The organism is Bacillus sp. WC2507, assembly GCF_052656125.1.
In genome coordinates this window covers 2,764,802-2,782,135 of sequence record NZ_JBQXPN010000001.1, presented here as the reverse complement: position 1 = coordinate 2,782,135, position 17,334 = coordinate 2,764,802, and the positions used below count along the sequence as shown (strand labels likewise).

Here is a 17,334-nt window from a genome sequence, read left to right as displayed (position 1 = left end):
GAATCAGCACATCAACTCGTTCTTTTAATTACATAACCGACCTGTTCGCGATCCCAAGCGCTGCCGATGCCTTCCTCCTGCAGCTTGAATTTTTGAATCCGTTCCGTCGCAGTTTTTGGGAAAGTTTCACTGAACTGAACATATCGAGGTACCATAAAGTAAGCCATACGTTCTTGACACCAATCTATAATCTCTTCATGGGACATCGTTTCATCTTTCTTTACAATCACATATAATTTGACATCCTCTTCTCCCACTTCTGCCGGGACACCGATGGCCGCTGATTCAAGTACTTTCGGGTGATTATTCACAACTTTTTCGATTTCCCAAGAGGAGATATTTTCTCCACGCCTCCGGATACACTGTTTGATTCGATCGCTAAAATATAAGTAACCTTCCTCATCTAGATAACCGCGATCTCCTGTATGGAACCATCCCTCCTTCATCGCCTCCTCTGTTTTATCAAGCATTTTATAATAACCTTCCATGAATGCTTGTCCCTGTAAGGAACGAATAAAAATCTCTCCAATCTCACCCGTCCGCGCTTCATTTCCATCCTCATTGACAATCTTCGTCTCTACGTAAGAATATGGTTTTCCAATAGAAGGTGGCTTATTGGCATGAAGTGGATTCGTTACACAAAAACCCGTTGTTTCCGTTAATCCGTAGCCTTCCACAATTCGAACGCCAAATCTCTCCTCAAAAGGCTTCCAAAATTCCTTAGGAGTAGCAGCACAAGCCGTCACCCTTACTAAATTGTCATTATCGTCTTCCTTTTCTGGCTGTTTGCAGAGAATAGGAATCATAGATCCTAAAGAATTAAAAATGGTTGCGCCATGACTGCGAATTTCACTCCAAAATCTAGAAGCACTAAACCGTTTACCAAGAGCGATCGTCGCATTAGAAGAAATAGCTCCGAGTACTGTATGAGCCTGGGCATTTATATGAAATAACGGCAGCGCAGTAAATAAGACATCTTTTGAACTTGCGCCAACCATATAGTTAGCAAATGACTTCGCAGAATTTACATAGGCAGCATGACTTAACATGACTCCTTTAGGTAATCCAGTCGTTCCTGAGGTATAAAGGATACTGTTAATAGAAGTGGCGGAAATAAATTCAGTTGGAAGGTGATGGTTATTTGTATTTAGTACATCTTTCAATTCCATTACTAACCGCTCTTTACCATCGCCTTCAATGATCGCGCTTTCATTTTTTCCGTAAGCAACAATTTGGATGTCCCTATGTATAAATGACAAACAAGAGACAATTTGAGGAACAAATTCCTTATCAACGATAATTAACTTACAATCAGAGTGAGATACAATATACTGCAAACCTTCTCCTTTTAAATGCACATTCAGAGGCACCGCGATTGCTCCCATAAAAGATAAAGCAAACCATACATCCAGATATTCAGGAGTATTATGAAGCATAATACAAACCTTATCTCCTTTTTGAATACCGAGTTCACAAAATCCCGCTATGGCTCTTGTAATTCGATGATATAGCTCCTCATATGTAACCCTTTGTTCTTCAAATTGTAAATACACTTTACTTGGTGTTTTTTCGATACTTTGCATAATAAAATGCGGTAAGCTTTGATTTTCCAACATTGAATTCCATCCCCTTCCTGCTATAAGCCTTTTTATTTATATAGCAAGAAACATGCCAAAAATCGACTCCTTCCTTATTCCCTTATTCCTTCGTAATCTCCCTTACTTGTCCAATCTCATATGTCGCATTTGCGCTACAAATATTAGCAACCATGTCGCATCTATAAGAAAATGTCGCAAAAAAGAGACAGTGTTATTATTACAAACAAAAAAAGGGCCTGTTTGCCCTTTACTTTCCTTCATGACATTTCGTATTTTTCTATTTTTCGATATAAGCTAGCCCGATGAATCCCTAAAAGCTCGGCTGCCTCTTTTACATTTCCAGCTGTTTTTTCCAAAGCTCTCGTAATCGCACGTTTTTCAGCGGATTCCACTTCCGCCTGAAGTAAATAACTCGTCTCATGCTTCTCTTGGTCCATCGTAAATATTTCATGGTTTAACTCCTCTTCCAAATTTTTTTTCCGTAAATAGGCAGGAAGGTGATACACTTGAATAATCATTCCTTCTATAACATTCATCGCTCGTTCTAACACATTTTCTAGCTCCCTAATATTCCCTGGCCAATCATGCTCCATGAATATATCTCTAACTCTCTCATCCAATGAAATAACGTTACTACCTAGCTCACCATTCAATTTCTTAATTAAAAATTCCGTTATATGTATCATATCTTCTTTTCTATCTCGTAATGGAGGAATATCGATTTCAAACACATTCAACCTATAATATAAATCCTCTCTGAACTCCCCTCTTTGCACCATTTCACGGAGATTTCTATGTGTCGCCGCAATGAAACGAACATCAACCTTTTGAATTTTCGTACCTCCAATTCTTTCAATCTCTTTCTCTTGCAATACACGAAGCAACTTCACCTGCATGTCCAAAGACATATCACCAATTTCATCTAAAAATAACGTTCCCTTATCCGCTAACTCAATTTTCCCAGGCTTACCACCTTTTTTCGCTCCTGTAAAAGCCCCGTCTTCGTATCCAAATAATTCAGCCTCCAAAAGATCCTTTGGAATCGCAGCACAATTTAATCGAATAAATGTATCACTAGCACGCGGACTTGCACGATGTACCGCATGTGCAAATAGCTCTTTTCCTGTACCACTCTCTCCTCTTATCAAAACGGTAGACCGACTTTTAGAAACCTTCAAAGCCATCATTTTGACTTCTTTCATTTTTGCACTCTCTCCTATAATGCTTTGAAAGGAAAGTCGCCCTTCTTGTAGCCGCTGTAATTCTGTTTGATAGTAAGATAACTTCGATTCCATTTCACTAATTTGATCTCCCAAAGCTTTAAACTGCTGTATATCATGAAACATAATTTTACCAATTGCTCCAATAATCTTACCTTCCTTAATGATAGGTATGCGCGTTGCGATTATATTCCGATTACTTATACGCTGGATATGCCCAATTTCCATCTGTCCCGTCTTTACGATAATATGCATCCTCGTATTCTCAACAACCTCCGTACAATGCTTACCAATCGCTTCCTTCGGATCATCAATCCCTAAAAATTGTGCATACGAACCACTTAAAAAATTGACAATTCCTTGTTCATTTACACCTAAAATGCACTCAGACAGTAAATTTAAGGCACTTTCATATCGACTTATGATGCTTTCCAAAGACTGTATACTTTTTCCCTTGCTTTCCAGAATGGCAATTGATCCATATTCTGTCTTATTCTTATATACATGAGATTCATTCACAATTAAAACTCGGTTGCCACTCCTACACTCATACCTGTACAAACTATCATTTTGATTCACTACTAACTTTTTACGATTAGGAATAATCGTTGATATATGCTCACCTATTACTTCATTTTCTTTTTTATGTAACATGCTACAGAATAGTTTGTTACTATATGTGATGATACCATCATGGTTTATAATAGCAATTCCGTTATTCATTACCTGAAGAGCCTGACTAGTTACCTGCCAATTCATTCGTTCGTCCATATGCATTTGGAAGCCCCCTATCAAATTGTGCTCGTTCTCGCATGTATTATATATTCATTTTAAACATTTACTTTCCTTTGGTTTTTCCGTTTGAAGTAATAATTTCTTGAACTAGTAATATAGCTGAATAACTTGTGGGTTCTTTTTTGACACTAGGAATATTTTAACAAGCCACTTTCTTTAACTTCTTTTAGGAAGAAGATTATCTCATAGGCTATTTGCAACGTGCAGCAGGAAAATATTTAATGTTTACATCGAATACATAATAAGATTAATAACAAGAAAAAACAGTTGACGGATTTCCTTCTGTCAACTGTTTTTATTACGAATATTGGTGACAAAACTCATAATTGTTAGGTTTTCTTTAGCATAAAGTCCGATCTCCAATCTTCCAACTAAACCATCTCCCATGCCCTTCCGTTTCCCCAACCGTTTCACGATATTCGTTTCCGTTAATATAATAATCAATATGAAGGTCCCGGTCCCACATGTTGTTATAAAGGTGGAATACATTACGTTTTGCACCGATTTCTTGTATTTGTTTTTCTAACTTATGTTTTACTTGTTCAGGAATTTGATTTGCGACATGTGTATGGAAAATACAGATTACAGCATCTTCACTTATTTGTTCAATGATAGATGGCAGCAGCTCTACACCGTCTCCTTCTATTAACTCGACAGATTCTTTTTTTACTAAAGATGCTGCTTGGTCAAACATTTCAAGTCTTTCTTTATGCTCTGGCCAAATTAGTGCACGTAGCCATAAATAATCTTCCTCATTATGTAAATCATTCACATGTAAATCAAGCCCAATTCTTTCAACAACAGGTGGACTTACTTTTAGAAATTGGGGTACATTTCCCCCTCTTATTTCAGAAGTTAAATGTACATTTGAATTTATATTTCCGTATGTTTCATCTGTTCCGTACGAATAGCTATATTGATCCCAGAACAGTTGTAATCCAGAACTTGTACCAATTTCGATTAACGCTAACGGTTTGTTCACTTTATTAAATATGTAACAGAAGCTTGGATATAAATACGCACATCGCCTTACTTCATTCGTTTGAACAAGTTTCGTTTGTAATAAAGTAATAATTTCTTCTCGGTACTCTTTACAAAAGTCTTTAAAGTGATCGAAAGCTTTATCTAAATTTGTATTCGCATTTTCAACTAAACTACTATAATACGTTTTTAAAGGATGTTCTTTCCCTGCTAGTAATAAATAATGTGCTGCACCTAATAATAAGTTTGGAACTGGTTGGCCTACTTGAGCGTAGGAAGATAGTGTAAGTACTTCCTCATCTTCAGCAATTTTTATTGATAAGTATTCGTATAAGTCACTTGACCCTTTACATTCCTTTATTGAAAAATTTCGAAATAAGTTTGCGATTTGTTCTTGTGTACGCATTAGTATCCCCCTTTATCATCTTACAGAATAATCTTACTATTAAAAGAACATAAATTCCATAAAAAGGTAACCATTCTACCTACTTTACGATACGTAAGCTTTTTCGAGATAATTTCAAACTGTGATTTTTTTCTATTCTTAAACTGAAAAGTGCTTGTTAAATAAGAATTTTGGCAAATAAAACGTTAAATAGTTTAAAATTATCAGATAACACTAGATATTTTAGTCTATTAATTATTATAATAGAGTATGAGATGGTTATATAATTGAGACAAAAAAGGTATACACCTAGGTGGGGCCTAGGCGGTGTTTTCAATTTACGGCTTAGATATAAAAAACACCTACTCTTTTTTGCCAATATAGGGGATGGAGAGATTATCATGAGCAACATGCAGCAAAAAACAGACGTTATCTTAATTGGTGCAGGAATTATGAGTGCAACGCTAGGCTCATTACTAAAAGAATTAGCACCAGAATGGGAAATTAAAGTTTTTGAAAAACTCGCTAGTGCCGGGGAAGAAAGCTCTAATGAATGGAATAATGCAGGTACAGGGCATTCTGCGCTATGCGAACTGAACTATACTTCCGAAAAATCTGACGGATCTATAGATATTGGTAAAGCTGTAAAAGTGAATGAGCAATTCCAGCTTTCAAGACAATTTTGGGCATATCTTGTAAAAAGCAAATTAATTCGTAATCCACAAGATTTTATTATGCCTCTACCTCATATGAGTTTAGTACAAGGTGAAAAAAATGTTGAGTTTCTAAAAAACCGTTTTGAAGCGCTTTCAAAAAATCCACTGTTTCAAGGTATGGAATTTTCCGATGCTCCTGAAACATTAAAAAAATGGCTTCCACTCATTATGGATGGTCGTACACCAAACGAACCGATGGCTGCAACGAAGATTGACTCTGGAACAGATGTTAACTTCGGTGCATTAACACGTATGTTGTTTGATTACTTACAAACGAAAAATGTCGAGCTAAACTACAAACATAGTGTCGAAAATATTAAACGCACGAAGAATGGTTTGTGGGAAGTAAAAGTACACGATATGAATAGTGGTAAAATTGAGCATCATACTGCAAAATTCGTCTTTATTGGCGGCGGTGGCGGTAGTCTACCTCTACTACAAAAGACTGGCATTCCTGAATCAAAACATATTGGTGGATTCCCAGTAAGTGGACTATTTATGGTATGTAAAAACCAAAAAGTTGTAGAGCAACATCATGCAAAAGTATACGGTAAAGCTAAAGTTGGCGCTCCGCCTATGTCTGTACCTCACCTTGATACGAGATATATAGACAATAAAAAAGCTTTACTATTCGGACCGTTCGCAGGGTTCTCTCCTAAGTTCTTAAAAACTGGCTCAAACCTTGATTTAATAGGTTCTGTAAAACCGAATAACGTCTTAACGATGTTAGCTGCTGGTGTAAAAGAAATGGGATTAACAAAATACTTAATTCAGCAAGTTATGTTATCACACGAAAAACGTATGGAAGAATTACGCGAATTCATTCCGAACGCAAAAAGTGAAGATTGGGATATTGTAGTTGCTGGTCAGCGTGTACAAGTAATTAAAGATACTGATGCTGGCGGTAAAGGAACACTTCAATTCGGTACAGAAGTTGTTAGTGCGGCTGATGGATCAATCGCGGCGTTACTAGGTGCATCACCGGGTGCTTCTACTGCCGTTCACGTCATGCTTGAAGTATTAGAAAAATGTTTCCCAAGCCGAATGGTAGAATGGGAAGGAAAAATAAAAGAAATGATTCCTTCTTACGGCATTTCATTAACAGAAAATCCAAGATTATTCCAAGACCTTCACACTTCTACAGGTCGTACCCTTGGATTAAATGAAAAAGAAACGGTTCATAATTAATGAAGAAATGAAAACGTCCGATATATTCGGACGTTTTTTCGTTACTAGAAATTATATTTATCAATATTATCCTTTGTAAATACAACTCGTTCTGGTAGTACGATAATTCCGTTTCCTTCTGCCTCATAATCATATCCTTGAATAGAGTTTGGCTCTACTTTCACTTTTCCGATTCCTTCTACTTCAAAGCTATCCCCTACTTTTAACTTCTTTCCTTTTACTACTATTTCATTTGCTACATACGTTGCGAGTGCACCTTGTTGTTTTACATCCCATAATCCGAATTGCTGTACTGTTCCTCGTTTTACATAATCACGCATAACATTCGGTGTAGAAAACCCTGTTACAACGACTTTTTTATCCATTTTTAAGTTTTCAGCTGCTTGTGCCATCGCCGGAAGTGCCGTTGCATCTGGACAAATGACTGCATTAATATCTGGATACGTTTTTAAAATGTTCTCTCCTACAGATAAAGACTTTTGCGCATTATTTTCACCGTACTGCGTCGTTACAATTTCCCAATTCGGATATTTCTTTTTAATAATTTCTTTCGCTTTCGTTACCCATTGGTTTTGATCTGTTACTGTTGGGCTAGAATAAAAGAATGCTACTTTTCCTTTATCTCCAATTTGTTTGGAAGTCATTTCAATTAATAAGTTAGCAAGTTGGTCTGGTGTTCCTTGGCTTATATAAAATGAACGATCTTTCGGATTCACATCAGAATCCCACGTTAAAACAGTCATTCCTTTTTTCTTAGCACGTTGTAATGATTGGGATAGACCATCTACTGACGTAGAAGAAACCATAAGTGCATCATAATTTTGGTTAATGAAATTGTTTATATATTTTACTTGCCCCGAAACACTCGCTTCAGATGGTCCATCATATTTTACTTGGACACCTAGCTTATCCCCCATCTCTTTTGCTCCTTCACCACCTGATGTAAAGAAGCCAACTCCAGTTAATTTCGGGATAAATGCAAATTTCACATCATCCGCTTTTTTCTTATCTGCCGTCTGACTAGAACAAGCTATTAAACCAATTAAACAAATGCATACAATGAATACAATCCCCAGTTTTCTCTTCATGACATTTCCTCCTTATGCAAATTCCTTCTTTTCCCCATTGTGAATTGATGTAATTTGAAATGTCGCATAATAACTGAAAGAATAAGAATAATACCAATTACTACGTTGGATTGTTCATTTGTTAAACCTGTCATTTGTAGACCGTACTGCATAAGTCCAATGAAAATACTAGCGAGTACTGTACCGATAATACTTCCTTTTCCCCCTGTAATTAGTGTCCCGCCTAATACGACTGCCGTAATGATTGGTAAAATTGTTTCACTTCCTATATCAGCACGTGCAGAACCGAAATAAGCAGTTAAGAAAACGCCCCCTAATCCACCTCCTAACCCAGAAAGTATGTAAGCGATGATGACTACTTTTTTCGTTTTAATCCCGGTGTATTTTGCTGCATTTTCATTCGCACCTGTTAGTTTAACTTGGCGCCCATATATGGTGCGGTGAAACAATACAGTGCATAAAATCGTTACTATAATCAGTAGCCATAGTAAATTCGGTATTCCTATAAAACTACCGTTTGCCAGGTGTACAAATACGTCAGGTAAACCACTTATCCCTTCATATCCAGAAGCACCTGCCCCTCCTGAAATGACGAGTGCAATTCCTCCGTATAAAAACATCGTTCCGAGTGTAACGACAAGTGGCTCTACATCTGTCATTTTTATAATGATTCCGTTGAAAGCTCCTGCTAAACAACTAATTATAAGAGCTATTATAACTGCTAGTAAAATAGGTATCCCATTCATCCAAAGTACACCAATTATAATCGAAGTTAGCCCCATAATAGATCCTACAGAAACATCAATCCCGCCTGTTACAATAACAAAAGTCATTGGTATCGCCGCGATTGCTATAAATAGAAAATCATTTGTACTAAATAAGAGATTACTAACGTTTAAAAAATCACTATTGATTAAACTAAAGAGAATGAATTCTATAAGAAGTAATACAATTAGAACACCTTCCCATCTGTAAAAATACTTCATAGATTCATCCTCCTTTCTGCCTTCCACTTTTTCATAACACTATCCAATATGATGATAAGTAATAATAAAAAGCCCGAAATAGCATTATTCCAAAATGCTGGTATTTTTAAAAAGACGAGTGAACTGCTTATCGCCTCTAAAAATAATGCTCCTAATGCGGCTCCAAAAATAGATCCTGTTCCCCCTTTTAAATGAATTCCTCCAAGTACAGCGGCTGCAATTACTTGTAATTCTAATCCTGTACCCGTTTGATTAGGAACGAACCCGATATTCATAACAAATATACAACCAGCAAGCCCGGCACTTATGCCCGATATAATAAACGCATAGATCTTCACTTTATTTACTGGTATCCCAATAAGTCTCGCACCATCTTCATTATCACCTACTGCATAGAAATATCTTCGGTATGGTACTTTCCTTAAAAAGAAATATAGTAGTAGTAAAATAATAAGAACGAACCATACAGTTATGGGCAAGCCAAGAATGACGATAGATGACAGCTGCTTAAAATCGTTTGGAATATCTTCAATCCACTTCCCGCCTGTGAAAATTAACATCGCACCTCTAATAATTCCTAACATACCTAATGTCATAATAATGGCTGGTACCCGAAACTTCGCAACTCCAATACCATTTACGAAACCGATAATGGCCCCAAGTATAATAGCAGCAAGTATTGACAAGAATGCATTATATCCATCCGTTAACAACATCCCACAAACAGCTGCACTTAATCCCATAATCGAGCCAACTGATACGTCTATATTTTTCGTAAATAAGACGAAAGATTGGCCGATTGCTAGAACGACTAAAATAACACTTGATTTCATTACTAAAGATAACGAGTTAAACTGAACAAAACTAGGATTTATCATTCCGACAATGACAATGTAAATTAGTAATAACAGTATGATAGTTGTTTCGTGCATTTTATACATACGTTTCATTCCGTTACACCTCCGTATGCTAGACGTGTAACTTCATTCACACTCACTTGTTCTTTTTCCATATGAGAAACAAATCGCCCATTTCTCATTACATATACACGGTTTGCTAATTGAACAATTTCTTCAACATCTGAAGAGATTAATAATATTGCGAGTCCTTCACTTTTCATTTTTTCTATCGTCTCATATACTTCAAGCCTTGCTTTCGCATCAATTCCGCGAGTCGGTTCATCAAGAATAATAATTTTTGGATTACACGCAAGATATTTTGCAAGCACAACTTTTTGCTGATTACCTCCTGATAAAGATGCAAGTTCTTCATTCATATTCGGAACGACAATTCGAAACTGGTCTATATACGCCTTCACTAAAGCGCTTTCTTTTTCTTGATTAATGAAAAAACAACTATTTTGATGTAAACATGCTGCAGTTATATTTTCTTTAACCGATGCAATTGAGAAAGTACCATTTCTTGCTCTGTCCTCTGGTACATAAACAAGTCCTTCGCTTAGTCTTTTATGCAAAGAGCTTGAATCAATTGATTTTCCTTCTAATAAAATAGAACCTGATTTTATAGGTTTCAACCCAAATATCACTTCTGCTAATTCCGTTCTGCCTGATCCAACAATGCCAGCAATACCTACAATCTCACCAGCATGTATAGTAAGTGATATATTTTCGAATGCGTGACCATTTATATTGATCACTTCTAATATTTTTTTCGTCTTTGCTGTCTCTTGAACTACTTCTTTTTTCTCTTTTTGTTTATACCCTTTTGGCAATAGCCCCTCCATCAACATGTCATATGTATAGTCACATACATCCCCTTGGCTTACAATCATTCCATCTCGTAATATCGCCACTTTATTGGCAATTTCAAAAATTTCTGGAAAGCGATGCGTAATATATATCATCCCAATTCCTTTTTTTTGCAAACTTTTCAACAGCACAAAAAGACTCTTCATTTCGTGAGTTGTTAATGTCGATGTTGGCTCATCTAAAATAAGAATCTCAGCTTCTCTTATTAATCCTCTAACGATTTCTACTAGCTGTTGCTGGGCAATGGATAGTGATCCTCCTAGTTCATTAAGGTCAATATCCCACCCTAAACTTTCAATCAATTGCTGAATCTTTACTTTTAATTCTTTTTTCTTTCCATTTAGTCCGATACATATATTTTCTTCAATGGTCATATGCGGAAAAATGAGTGGTTCTTGTGGTATTAAATAAATACCTTTTCCGTGTGCTTCTGACGGATTTGAAAACTGGTGCCTCATTCCTTTTACATACATTTCTCCACTATCATACGAATATAACCCCGTTAATATTTTCATTAATGTTGATTTTCCAGCACCATTTCCCCCAACTAAAGCGTATATATCTTCACGCTCTACTTGTAAATTCACTTCTTTTAGTACAAGTTGATTTGAAAATGACTTACTCATTTTCTTCACTTGTAATAAGGGCACTTTCTCCACATGATGTCACCTGCCTTTATACAGAACATTTTTTGAGAAAATGATTATTTGTTCTACTTGTTTTGTAGCATTGTATATTCCTTTTTTCATATCTAGAACACTTTTTTCACCAGACTATTAATCGTTTCAACTGGAATAAACAAAATATACGGCACATATGTTTAAGCAGTGGTCAATTGTTGAAAGGGATGAAGAGTATGACACAGCTGAACTTTGAAGAGAATTTATTAACGAAAGTAGCTTGGTACTATTATAAAGATCAATTAACACAACAGGAGATCGCTTCACTTCTTCATATTTCAAGAAATAAAGTCGTCCGGTTATTAGATAAGGCGCGTAGTGAAGGCATCGTTACATTTCACGTAAAAGGAACTGGTTTGCACTGTTTAAGTATTGAGCGTGACCTAATGAAAAAATTCCACTTAAAAGATGCTTTTATTATCCCGACTCCAATAGACAATTATCACGCTTCTCTCGGAAAAGCTGCTGCACAATATTTAGAAACTCATCTCCAGCATGGTGATTTACTCGGTATTGGCTGGGGTGAAACAATTAGCAAAATGCTAGAAAACATACATTTCGAAAGTTCTATTAATCTTTCAATCGTAACGCTAACAGGCGGAGTAAATCACTATCTCCCGAGAAAACAAAACTATTTACACTACATGCAAGGCTGTCTTCACATTATCCCTACGCCGTTTCTAGCATCTACAACCGAAATGGCACAAAGTATTCTATCAGAGCCGAGTGTAAAAGATATGCTTCATGTCGCTTCGCTTGCTCATACGGCAATTGTTGGTATTGGCGGTTTATCTCAAGATGCAACTATTGTAAAAGAAGAAAAATTAACGCTACGTGAAATGACGTATATTCGTAGCCAAAATGGTGTTGGCGATATTTTAGGACAGTTTTATAATACGAATGGTGATTTATTACATCTTCCGCATCACAACCGCCTTATTGGTACGCCGCTCTCTATTCTGCGCAAAATGAAGCATGTCGTTGGTGTTGCTGGAGGTACAGAAAAGATAGACGCCATTTATGGGGCTTTAAAGGGGAGATTTATTCATACTTTAATTACCGATGAGGAAACTGCCCTCTCCTTATTACGAAAGGATGGTGATTGTTAATGTCTACTTTATTAGCTTTCGATGCTGGTACAGGAAGCATTCGAGCTGTTCTTTTTGATTTACTAGGTAATCAAATTGCAGTAAGTCAAAAAGAATGGGTTCATAAAACGGATCCTCGTTACCCAGGCTCTATGAACTTTGATGTAAAAGAAAACTGGCAGCTCGTACAACAATGCACGAAAGAGGTTCTGCAAAAAAGTAATATACCTCCCTCTTCTATTCAAGCTATTAGCGCTACTAGTATGCGAGAAGGTTTTGTTTTATATGATAGAGATGGGCAAGAAATATGGGCTTGTGCAAATGTTGATGGGCGCGCATCCTCTGAAGTTAGTGAACTAAAAGAAATCCGGTCACAACTTGAGGAAGAGTTATATACAAGGTCTGGGCAAACATTTTCATTAGGCGCTTTACCTCGCCTACTTTGGATTAAAAAACATGAACCAGACGTATACACAAACATTCATTCTTTTACGATGCTAAACGATTGGATTCTATATAAATTAAGCGGCATACTGCAAATCGATCCTTCAAACGGATGTACGTCCGGTATTTTTGATTTACAAAATAGAAATTGGGATAACGATATCGCTAAAGAGTGCAGTCTAACTTTGCCATTTTCACCAACAGTAAATGAAGCTGGTACAGTTATCGGCAATATTACAAAAGAGTGCGCAGCATTAACTGGATTACGTGAAGGAATTCCTGTCGTTGCCGGCGGTGGTGATGCTCAAATGGCATCACTCGGAACTGGAGTTGTTAAGCCAAATCAAACTTTAATATGCGGGGGCAGCTTTTGGCAACAAGAAGTGAATATTACAGAGCCAATAACAGATCCACATGCTGCGATTCGCTTAAATTGCCACGTCGTTCCTAACCTATGGCAATATGAAACAATTGCCTTTTTCCCTGGTCTTGTTATGCGCTGGTTTCGAGATGCTTTTTGCCAAGAAGAAAAGAAACTCGCTGACAAACTCGGTGTAGATACTTATGAATTACTAGAAGAACAAGCGAAAGACGTACCTGTCGGCTCACATGGCATTATCCCTACTTTTTCAAACGTTATGAACTACATTTCTTGGCGACATGCCGCACCTTCTTTTTTAAATTTAAGTTTAGATGCTGACAAATGCGGAAAAAAAGAACTGTTCCGTGCTATTGAAGAAAATGCCGCCTTTGTTACACTTGGGAACTTGAAATTAATAGAAAATCTCACAGGGACATTCCCTTCTGAAGTCGTTTTTGCTGGCGGTGCTGCTAAAGGAAAACTATGGCCACAAATTCTTTCAGACGTACTTGGAATTCCTGTAAAAGTACCAGTTGTGAAAGAAGCAGCTGCTCTAGGAACTGCGATTGCTGCTGGAGTTGGCGCTGGCATATATTCCTCTATGGAAGAAACTGCTGAACAGTTTGTACAGTGGGAAAACACATTCGAGCCAATTACTGAAAATCACGAACTATATAAAGAGTTCTATGAAACATGGAAAACTGTGTATGACAATCAGCTCGCTTTAGCTGATAAAGGGCTCACCTCACATATGTGGATTGCACCTGGTGCACTGTAACATATTACATAAAGGAGTGAAATGTATGTTAAAAGCGAATGAAAATGACTTCTCCTATCGCTTCGGTGATAACGGGCCGAAATATTTAATACAAGGTCCGAATATTGATCTTGGCCTTGTTGTCATTCAGCCTGGGCAAGAGTTTCAAAATCACTATCATACAACGTGTGAGGAAGTCTTTTATGCATTAGAAGGTGAAATAGATTTCTATGTGAATAACGAAAGAGTTCCAATTAAACAAGGCGATGTGTTGCAAGTTCGCCCTCATGAATCTCACTATTTAATTAACCATTCTGACAAACCTTTTAAAGCAGTTTTTATTAAGTCACCACATTTACCAAATAAAGATACGGTACAAACGGAAAATCCAACATTAACGAAGGAGTGATTTCAAATGACTTGGGGATTTAAAAATCGATTAAATACAATTTTACCTGATGGCAGAGCGGTAATGTTAGCGATAGATCACGGCTACTTTTTAGGACCCATTCACGGGCTAGAACAACCACTTGAAACAGTTAAAAACTTACTTCCTTACACAGATTCTCTCTTTTTAACGCGTGGCGTACTTAGCTCCTGTATTCCTGAAAACTGCAGTACACCGATGGTTATGCGTGTATCTGGCGGAGCAACTGTCGTTGGTAAAGATTTAGCGAATGAAACAATTGTTACACCTGTAAAAGAAGCAGTAAAACAAAACGCAATTGGCGTCGGCGTGTCTGTTTTCGTCGGATCAGACTATGAAACACAAACAGTTACGAATCTCGCAAATGTAGTTTCAGAAGCTCACGATTACGGCTTGCCAGTACTCGGCATTACCGCTGTTGCGAAAGAATTACAAAAACGTGAAGCTCGCTTTCTAGCACTTGCTTCCCGCGTATGCGTTGAAATGGGTGCTGACATTATTAAAACGTACTACTGCGAAGGATTTGAAAAAATAACGAGCACATGCCCTGCCCCAGTCGTAATCGCTGGCGGACCGAAACTAGATTCAATCGAAGACGCATTAAACATTACGTACAATGCATTGCAAGAAGGTGCAATCGGAGTAGATATGGGCCGAAACATATGGCAATCTGAACATCCAGCTGCGATGATTCAAGCAATTCATGGTATTGTGAAGAATGGATTAAATGTGAAAGAGGCGCTGGAATTATATGATGATGTAAAAAACTAAGGTAAAAGATAGACTATTACACTTAAATATATTCAAAATCAATTTTTACTATAAAGAAAAGCCCATATCTAACATATGGGCTTCCTTTTACATTTTTATTGTTTCGAATCTAATCAGATTTCTACAGATCGCGTACGTTCCAAACAATCTCACCGCGTTCACCAAACGTACTGTGATGCCGCTTAAATCCTATCTTTTCTAATACCCGGAAAGACGCTGTATTCCAAGCGCCTACAGAAGACCAAAGTCTATGGCGACCCGTAGCAATCGCAGCCTCCAATACTGCTGATGCTGCCTCTGTCGCATAACCCATGCGATGAGCACTGCGGAATAACTCGTATGCAATCTCCGGCTCTTCAAGAGTGGAACGACCGATAATTAAGCCACAGTATCCGATGAAATCGCCTTCGTCTCGTCTACGAATAGTGAGAAGAGAAATACCATTTTCAGCTGCTTTCTTACGCATCTCAATAAGACTGCTACGAACAGAGTCCAGGGATGGCATGTCTACACCACGTTCACCAACTAATTTTCTAAGCCAAACTGCATCGGATTCCTCCCACATATTCAGGTCGAGTCGTTCCGTTTTTAACTGGAACGCCATATCTTTAAATACAGCTGTCATAGCGGTAACCTCCTATTTATATCACTGTACTACTTATAATAGTTTCGTACTGTACCATATGGGAAACCTGCTTAATTCTCTAGATTTTCTTACATCAGCATACATTATTGTTATTTTATGCATAAACAATTCCGTTGCAAAATAGACCTTTTTATCAAACTTCATTTTAAATCTACAATATTTGATTTATGAATGATTTTAGGTTTTTACTTAATTTTCACATTAGAAAATGTATCGTTCTTTCTTTTTTGTTAAAATAAAGAAAAGGAGGAATGATTATGAAAACAATGTCTTTTGAACGCCCTACTGATTATTACGATGATAGATTATATACTATCGATGAAAAAATTTGTGAATTATTAAAAGAACGGAAGGAACTTTCAGGTGGTGATCCAGGTTTTCCACATGATGAAGCAATTTATAAATGGGCAAAGCAATACGGATTTTATCCAGACTATCTAAATTCACTATTCTCTTCCATGATGGACGAAGGTGAATTTAAACCTCGCGTCGAACCAACTAAATTCAAATGATTTAACTTCATTCACTCATCTCCTTTTAAACAGTGGGTATGTAGACTCTTCTTCATAACACTTAAATATGTAAGGTAAGATATTCAAGCGTTCCGTCTAAGACTATGTTTTATAGTCTAATACTTTTCTCCATAGCCTAGAACGTTTTTTTATGACTGTAATTACATAAACCGTTCGACGTGAAATATTAATTTACCTATAGAAAATAGCCACATTATTTATTTTTCAAATTGTGTAAAACCCACTCAATCAGGATAATTGCTGCAGGGGTGCGCTCTGTTGTATCTCCTAAAAATAGTTTATTAAGTAACTCATCTAAATGAATTGGCTTATTCGGTAACGTTTGAATGTACCTTAAAACAGCCCCAGCTGGCGGTACTGGCTTATTATTAATAGCCCATATCCCTTCTAACAATGTCCAAGTTGACGTATGAACTATGTATGAAGCTTTTAACTCATCACTTGCTTTCAAAGCAGACTGAATTTTAATAAACGAACTATGCAACCAATGAGAAATGCCTTTCACTTTGTCGCTAGAAACACGATAGTTTTCAAATTCATATGTAGCTATTTCCTTTAACTTTTTCAACTCACCGCTTTTATCAAATAAAATTTTCCCTTCTAAAAATGAGTATAGTTCCATCGGATTGTTTTTAAAGTTTACTAGTATTTGATTAACATCTGCATACTTATATTCAACTAAAATATCTTCTCTCGTTTCAGAATGAAATTTCTTCTTTTGTCCGTCTTCTAAAAGAATATATAAGTCTAAATCCGAATCAGGATATGCATCACCTCTTGCGACAGATCCAATTAGCATGAATCCATTTACCTTTTCCATAGATAAGGTTTCCGCTACTATTGTTTGCACTAATTTTTTATGTTGTTCATGTTTAATAGATGTCTGTGCTTCTAACATTTG

General features: G+C 36.8%; 14 protein-coding genes and 1 pseudogene. 6 read left to right on the top strand and 9 right to left on the bottom strand.

Annotated features, from left to right (window positions below; genetic code table 11):
- Nucleotides 1–11: 11 nt before the first annotated feature.
- The 3 genes from ACUN28_RS14850 to ACUN28_RS14840 form a co-directional block, all read right to left on the bottom strand.
- The gene (locus tag ACUN28_RS14850) at nt 12–1,616 is read right to left on the bottom strand and encodes an ATP-dependent acyl-CoA ligase (RefSeq protein WP_016087408.1); all 1,605 of its coding nucleotides are present in this window, start codon (nt 1,614–1,616) and stop codon (nt 12–14) included.
- Between the two features lie 239 nt (nt 1,617–1,855).
- Nucleotides 1,856–3,595: a sigma-54-dependent Fis family transcriptional regulator gene (locus ACUN28_RS14845; protein ID WP_016087407.1), complete on the bottom strand. Its 1,740-nt coding sequence runs from the start codon at nt 3,593–3,595 to the stop codon at nt 1,856–1,858.
- Nucleotides 3,596–3,953: 358 nt separating this feature from the next.
- Nucleotides 3,954–5,000, bottom strand: coding sequence for a DUF2332 domain-containing protein (locus tag ACUN28_RS14840; protein WP_016087406.1), 1,047 nt, complete (start codon nt 4,998–5,000; stop codon nt 3,954–3,956).
- A gap of 380 nt (nt 5,001–5,380) precedes the next feature.
- On the opposite strand from ACUN28_RS14840, the gene ACUN28_RS14835 reads away from it, so the two are divergent.
- Nucleotides 5,381–6,883, top strand: coding sequence for a malate:quinone oxidoreductase (locus ACUN28_RS14835; RefSeq protein ID WP_016087405.1), 1,503 nt, complete (start codon nt 5,381–5,383; stop codon nt 6,881–6,883).
- Between the two features lie 44 nt (nt 6,884–6,927).
- On the opposite strand, the gene lsrB is transcribed toward ACUN28_RS14835, so the two are convergent.
- From lsrB to ACUN28_RS14815, 4 genes are read right to left on the bottom strand one after another with little or no spacing between them, the layout of a single operon-like run.
- Entirely contained in the window at nt 6,928–7,971 is a 1,044-nt protein-coding gene (gene lsrB, locus ACUN28_RS14830) for an autoinducer 2 ABC transporter substrate-binding protein LsrB (protein WP_000823634.1), read from the bottom strand.
- The gene (locus ACUN28_RS14825) at nt 7,968–8,957 is read right to left on the bottom strand and encodes an ABC transporter permease (protein ID WP_016087404.1); all 990 of its coding nucleotides are present in this window, start codon (nt 8,955–8,957) and stop codon (nt 7,968–7,970) included. The genes lsrB and ACUN28_RS14825 overlap by 4 nt, the downstream gene beginning before the upstream one ends.
- Nucleotides 8,954–9,907, bottom strand: coding sequence for an ABC transporter permease subunit (locus ACUN28_RS14820; protein WP_016087403.1), 954 nt, complete (start codon nt 9,905–9,907; stop codon nt 8,954–8,956). The genes ACUN28_RS14825 and ACUN28_RS14820 overlap by 4 nt, the downstream gene beginning before the upstream one ends.
- The gene (locus tag ACUN28_RS14815) at nt 9,904–11,385 is read right to left on the bottom strand and encodes a sugar ABC transporter ATP-binding protein (RefSeq protein WP_445423396.1); all 1,482 of its coding nucleotides are present in this window, start codon (nt 11,383–11,385) and stop codon (nt 9,904–9,906) included. The genes ACUN28_RS14820 and ACUN28_RS14815 overlap by 4 nt, the downstream gene beginning before the upstream one ends.
- A gap of 197 nt (nt 11,386–11,582) precedes the next feature.
- On the opposite strand from ACUN28_RS14815, the gene ACUN28_RS14810 reads away from it, so the two are divergent.
- The 4 genes from ACUN28_RS14810 to lsrF are packed head-to-tail and all read left to right on the top strand — an operon-like array spanning nt 11,583 to nt 15,254.
- Nucleotides 11,583–12,515, top strand: a complete 933-nt coding sequence (locus ACUN28_RS14810; protein WP_016087401.1) for a sugar-binding transcriptional regulator — start codon at nt 11,583–11,585, stop codon at nt 12,513–12,515.
- Nucleotides 12,515–14,077 (top strand): autoinducer-2 kinase, encoded by a 1,563-nt coding sequence (gene lsrK / locus ACUN28_RS14805; protein ID WP_016087400.1) that lies wholly within the window; start codon nt 12,515–12,517, stop codon nt 14,075–14,077. The genes ACUN28_RS14810 and lsrK overlap by 1 nt, the downstream gene beginning before the upstream one ends.
- A gap of 25 nt (nt 14,078–14,102) precedes the next feature.
- Nucleotides 14,103–14,465: a cupin domain-containing protein gene (locus ACUN28_RS14800; protein ID WP_000909986.1), complete on the top strand. Its 363-nt coding sequence runs from the start codon at nt 14,103–14,105 to the stop codon at nt 14,463–14,465.
- Between the two features lie 6 nt (nt 14,466–14,471).
- On the top strand, nt 14,472–15,254 hold the full coding sequence (gene lsrF, locus ACUN28_RS14795; protein ID WP_000219782.1) for a 3-hydroxy-5-phosphonooxypentane-2,4-dione thiolase: 783 nt from the start codon (nt 14,472–14,474) through the stop codon (nt 15,252–15,254).
- Nucleotides 15,255–15,375: 121 nt separating this feature from the next.
- Here lsrF and ACUN28_RS14790 read toward each other — a convergent pair whose 3' ends face one another.
- Nucleotides 15,376–15,879 carry a GNAT family N-acetyltransferase gene (locus tag ACUN28_RS14790; protein WP_016087399.1) on the bottom strand — a complete coding sequence of 168 codons (504 nt, stop codon included), beginning with the start codon at nt 15,877–15,879 and terminating at the stop codon, nt 15,376–15,378.
- 278 nt (nt 15,880–16,157) lie between these two features.
- On the opposite strand from ACUN28_RS14790, the pseudogene ACUN28_RS14785 reads away from it, so the two are divergent.
- A pseudogene (locus ACUN28_RS14785) lies at nt 16,158–16,409 on the top strand (hypothetical protein); the annotation flags it as partial.
- Nucleotides 16,410–16,626: 217 nt separating this feature from the next.
- Here ACUN28_RS14785 and ACUN28_RS14780 read toward each other — a convergent pair.
- Nucleotides 16,627–17,331 (bottom strand): nucleotidyltransferase domain-containing protein, encoded by a 705-nt coding sequence (locus ACUN28_RS14780; RefSeq protein ID WP_016087397.1) that lies wholly within the window; start codon nt 17,329–17,331, stop codon nt 16,627–16,629.
- Nucleotides 17,332–17,334: the final 3 nt, after the last annotated feature.